The sequence below is a fragment of the uncultured Aquimarina sp. genome (genome assembly GCF_947492405.1).
Lineage (GTDB): Bacteria > Bacteroidota > Bacteroidia > Flavobacteriales > Flavobacteriaceae > Aquimarina.
The window spans coordinates 1-284 of record NZ_CANLMP010000034.1 but is presented as its reverse complement, the minus strand read 5'-3'; the positions used below and the strand labels follow the sequence as shown (position 1 = coordinate 284).

The 284-nt window shown below is 44.0% G+C and carries 1 pseudogene; it reads right to left on the bottom strand.

What is annotated here, in order from left to right:
* Window positions 1-284 (bottom strand): annotated as a pseudogene (locus Q0829_RS27535) (hypothetical protein); the annotation flags it as partial.

The following is a 284-nucleotide window of genomic DNA, read 5'->3' as shown; positions in this document are numbered from 1 at the left end:
GGTGTTAATGGATCATCTACAATGGGTGCGATATAACCTGCCGTTGTCTGACCTTCGATATTATCTACAATACCATCATCATCGGCATCGATATCTAAATAGTCTGGTCCATCATTTGGATTCATATCCGTATCCGTAGGAACTGTACTCACTCCAGCACCATCAACACCGCCATCTTCGGCAACATCAGGAATACCATTCATCCCAACACTACCATTGGCCTGACCATCACCATCTGTATCCAATGCGCCATTGCCTGTCTCTACAATATCATATAATCCATC